The following is a 4,787-nucleotide window of genomic DNA, read 5'->3' on the forward strand; positions in this document are numbered from 1 at the left end:
ATTCTATACTGTGTTTTATCTTCGGGAATTTTTAGAATCTCAAATGTTTTTGGGATTTCAGGAAACAAAGTATTTGAATAAATCGTTGTATTGGAATATTCATAATTTTGATCTAATTCATATGCGCTGAGATTTAAATAAAAAATGATTAAAAAAAAGACTTTTTTCATTGTATAATTGTAACATATATTAAATATACTTTTTATTGTGTATGTTATTTACTCTGATAAAATTTACGAAAGTGGATGTCTATGTTTTTTAAACAGAAAGATTTTTTATCCGAATTAAATGAAACGGAACGTGAACAGATTCGTGCAGAACAAGTGTCTGTTGCCTATACGCAAGCGTTTGCATCGGTATTTCCCCTTTTTTTCGGTGCGACAGTTATTTTATTCTTTTTTTATCAAACTCCTATTTTCTTCTTTATTGGTATATGGTTTATCTTCGTTATTACAACTTTAATTTGGAGAGTTTGGCTTTTAAGAGAGCATTATCTTTATATTCAAAAGAAATCGACTACGCAATGGGAAAAGCATTTTAATACTGTCATGTTTTTTTCAGCATTAGTATGGGGAAGTGTTGCATTCTTTATTTTTCAAACATCCAATATCCTTCATCAGTTTTTTCTTATTTTTCTTATTGCCGGTATTGCATCAATTGCATCAGGGACATTAGCATCATTATTTAGGTCAACGGTATTATTTTTACTATTTCTACTTATACCATTATTTGTGGTTTTGCTTTGTCAGGGTAGCGTTGAGTTTCAGATGATGAGTCTTTTGGTTTTTACTTTTTTTATTTTATTGGTAAGTGCATCAAGACGGATTTATACGAATATTATGAGTACTTTTAAGTCTAAAATTCTTCACCAAAAAGCAATCGCAGCATTGGAACTTTCGGAAGAGCATTTTCAGACGATTTTTAAAGAAGCTCCTGCCGGAATTTTTTATTATAACACCGATCTTATAGTCATAGATTCTAATACTGAGATGCTACAAATTTTACGTATTGATCGAGAACGAATGATCGGATTGGATTTAAAAAAACTTCCTGACACTTGTTTGTATGAAGCACTCAATGCACCATTTGGTGAGCGAAAAGGGTATTATGAGGGACCTTATACGACGATGATTAATCGTCTTAATTTATGGATTACGTTGCGTACATCACCGATGTATGACACTAAGCATGAAATTATCGGTGGTGTGGCTATTGTTACTGATATTACAGAACGAGTTGTTGCTGAAGAGCAGGTAAAGCATCAGGCTTATTACGATGCCTTAACGGATATTCCTAATCGTATTTTGCTAAAAGATCGTATTGAACAGGCTTTGGCCTATTATCGTCGTCATAAAAGTTTGATTGCGGTGATGTTTTTGGATTTGGATCATTTTAAAAGTGTCAATGACTCACTGGGACATCATATAGGAGATATGATTTTAATCGAAACAGCATCGCGATTGACTTCGGTTTGCCGTGAGGTAGATACGGTGTCACGCTTAGGCGGGGATGAATTTGTTATTTTGCTAGGTGAGCTTGGAGATGATCCTCATATTGCTGCAACACGTGTGGAAACAGTTGCCGAAAAAATTCATGCTATTTTAAGCCTCCCCTATGAAGTTGATCGTCTTGAACCTATTACTACCAGTACGAGTATTGGAATCGCGTTAGTGAACTCAGATGAGCAAAATGCAGATGATTTACTTAAATTTGCCGATACGGCAATGTATCAAGCGAAAAAAGAGGGGAGGAATACGACCCGTTTTTATCAGGAGCAAATGGATCAATGGATTAAAAAACGGCTCTTTTTAGAGAATGCTCTTCGTCACGCTATCAAAAATAATGAATTGGAGCTTTATTATCAACCTGTAATAGAAATTTCAACGAAACGAATTATAGGATCTGAGGCATTATTGCGGTGGAATCATCCCGAGATAGGATTAGTGATGCCCGATGAGATGATTGATATCGCCGAAGAGAGTGGATTAATCGTTCCCATCGGTGAGTGGGTACTCCGTGAAGCATGTACGCAGTTTGTAAAATGGCGATCCGATTACATAACGAAATCGCATATTGAGCGTATTGCAGTTAATGTGAGTGTGGTACAGTTTCGCCAGAATGATTTTGTCGATAACGTGATTCGTATTGTTGCCGAAACAGGGATAGTTCCCTCTATGCTTGAATTAGAGTTAACTGAATCGATGATTATTGATAAAATGGATACTGTTATTGATAAAATGAATCGTCTTCGTATCGCTGGTATCGCTCTTTCGATGGATGATTTTGGTACCGGTTATTCATCATTAGCATATCTTAAACGACTTCCGTTTACAACGCTTAAAATTGATCGCAGTTTTATACGTGATATTATGAGTGATGCTGATGATGCGGCATTGGTTGAAACCATACTTTCGATTGCTTCAATTTTTAATCTCGACGTGATTGCAGAAGGCGTTGAGACGATTGAACAGTTTAGCTTTTTGGAACATCATGGATGCAACTATTTTCAAGGGTATTTATGCAGTAAACCAGTTCAGGTAGCAACGTTTGAAGAGTTACTTAATTACGATGTACAGAGTTGTCATTCTCGTCACTAAATGATCTTAGAATTTCATTTGAGCGTAAAATTGCTTTATCAATATGATCGACGATATTTTCTTTTCCAATTTTTTCATCAATATGAGACTTTTCGATAAATTTTTGAACCTGATGATTGACCCCAGAGAGGATTAAACAAGTATTTTTTTCATGAAGCCGCTCATGCAATACTTCTAGGGCATGTAATCCGGCTGCATCGATCAGAGGGACATAACGCATACGCAAAATGAAAACTTTGGATGGTTTTTCAAACAAGGCGAGAGTATCGATCAGCTTTTCTGCGACACCGAAAAACAGAGGCCCTTGTATTTCATAGACTTCTACTTCTTTGGGGATAGTTTTATTGTGGATCGAATCAGGATCATCTTCTTCACCCGCTACCGCACGGATTTGGGTTGCCCTCATCATTTGATCGATAAATAAAATCGAAGCGAGAGCAATACCCGCTTGTATTGCAAAGTTCAAATCAACCAGTACGGTCAATAAAAACGTAACGATCAAAACGATACGGTCGGTTCGTGGAGCATGCATTATCTCACGGATATGTTTGATCTCAGACATATTCCATGCTACGACCATTAAAATAGCGGCAAGTGCGGCTAGAGGCACTTTTATAATGAGTGGGGCTAAAAGGAGCATAAAGATAAAAAGCCAGAGAGCGTGCATTATCCCCGCCATCGGGGTGCGCGCTCCTGCTTTGATGTTGGTAGCGGTTCGGGCAATGGCTCCGGTGGCAGGAAGACCGCCGAAAATACCTGATGCGATATTAGCAATCCCTTGCCCTAAAAGTTCGGCATTGGATTTATGACGTGTCCCAGTCATTCCATCGGCAACGACGGCGGAAAGGAGTGATTCGATAGCGGCAAGGGTGGCAATAGTGATGGCATCGGGGAGTAAAAGTCGGAGCTTATCGAAAGTAATCTCCGGCCATACAGGAGTTGGGAGCATGGAGGGGATTGATCCGAATCTGCTCTCTATCGTCTCGATCGGTAGATTAAATGCCCAAACGGCGAGTGCACTGAGGGTAACAACGATAATAGGTCCTGGGATTCGTGGGATATGTTTTTTTGCCAACACAATAACACCTATGGATGCAAGAGCAAGAAATACGGCGATGAAATTGGTCTCACCAATATGGGCAAGATAGAGGTAAAGTTTATCGATAAAATCAGGGGGAACCGTAGCGATAGAGAGGCCGAAAAAATCGCGAATCTGTGAAAAAGCGATAAGAAGTGCAATCCCTGAGGTAAACCCAACGATAACAGGGTAGGGGATAAACTTGATCAGCTCTCCGGCTCGAAAGAATGCCATAATTATGAGAATAATTCCCGACATAATCGTTGCGAGAACTAATCCCTCATAACCATGTTTCATCGCAACCAGTGAAACAGTTACGATAAATGCCGCTGTTGGTCCTCCGATTTGATAGCGGCTACCACCATGTGCAGAGATCAAAAATCCGGCGACAATAGCGGTAAAGAGACCACGCTCAGGTGGGAGATTTGAGGCGATAGCAATCGCCATTGCTAGTGGAAGTGCAACGATGGCGACCGCAAGACCCGCAATGGTATCGGCGACAAAATCGGCGCGAGAATAGCCTTGGCGTCTAAAGAGAGTAATGAGTTTTGGTTCTAAAGAGTCGTGAATCGAGCGCAACATAGTATCTTTAATCCTTGAAATTACATGTGCGCTATTCTAGCACTTTTAGCTGTGGAGTAATAGATGACGCATAAAATAAAGTAAAATACCTAGAATAATGGCGGATAGAGAAGCAATTGAAAAGAGTAAATTACTTCCATAATAATCCCAAATGATCCCGCCGAGTACCAAAGAAGCAAATATCGCGATTCCCACAGAAGTATAGTAAATTCCATAGGCGGTTGCTTTGTACTCCATCGGTGCCGTATCTGAGATGATGGCTTTGGCCAACGCATTAAAGCCTGCCGCGAAAAATCCGTAGATTCCAAAACCCACCCAAATAGCCCATGAGGCTCCCAGTGTCATTGCCAGCGCACCCAAACCAAACGCGATATAGACAGCAGACAACAGTGTCCCTTTTCCTAAACGGTCGGCTAATTTCCCGATGGGGATGGCAAAGAGAGATTGCGTGAGATTATAGAGGGCGTAGGCTAGAGGAATCATCACCAGTGCAAGGCCGTTACTCTCAGCTTTTAGGAGCATAAATGAAT

3 protein-coding genes are annotated in these 4,787 nt (G+C 39.8%); 1 reads left to right on the plus strand and 2 read right to left on the minus strand.

What is annotated here, in order from left to right:
• Positions 1 to 251 precede the first annotated feature (251 nt).
• A complete protein-coding gene (locus tag WA010_RS06775; RefSeq protein ID WP_422556385.1) occupies positions 252 to 2,597 on the plus strand; it encodes a putative bifunctional diguanylate cyclase/phosphodiesterase in 2,346 nt (781 codons plus the stop codon).
• Here WA010_RS06775 and WA010_RS06780 read toward each other — a convergent pair.
• Together WA010_RS06780 and WA010_RS06785 are read right to left on the minus strand one after the other, a co-directional pair.
• A complete protein-coding gene (locus WA010_RS06780; RefSeq protein WP_422556386.1) occupies positions 2,560 to 4,257 on the minus strand; it encodes a SulP family inorganic anion transporter in 1,698 nt (565 codons plus the stop codon). The genes WA010_RS06775 and WA010_RS06780 overlap by 38 nt on opposite strands.
• Positions 4,258 to 4,302: 45 nt before the next feature.
• Positions 4,303 to 4,787: MFS transporter (locus WA010_RS06785; protein WP_422556387.1), on the minus strand; the 485-nt coding region annotated here is incomplete at its 5' end.

The sequence above is a fragment of the Sulfuricurvum sp. genome, assembly GCF_049305995.1.
In the GTDB taxonomy this organism is placed as follows: domain Bacteria; phylum Campylobacterota; class Campylobacteria; order Campylobacterales; family Sulfurimonadaceae; genus Sulfuricurvum.

Coding starts and splice junctions, on each gene's coding strand:
- WA010_RS06780 (WP_422556386.1), bottom strand. CDS start 4,257: ATGTTGCGCTCGATTCACGACTCTTTAGAACCAAAACTCATTACTCTC.
- WA010_RS06775 (WP_422556385.1), top strand. CDS start 252: ATGTTTTTTAAACAGAAAGATTTTTTATCCGAATTAAATGAAACGGAA.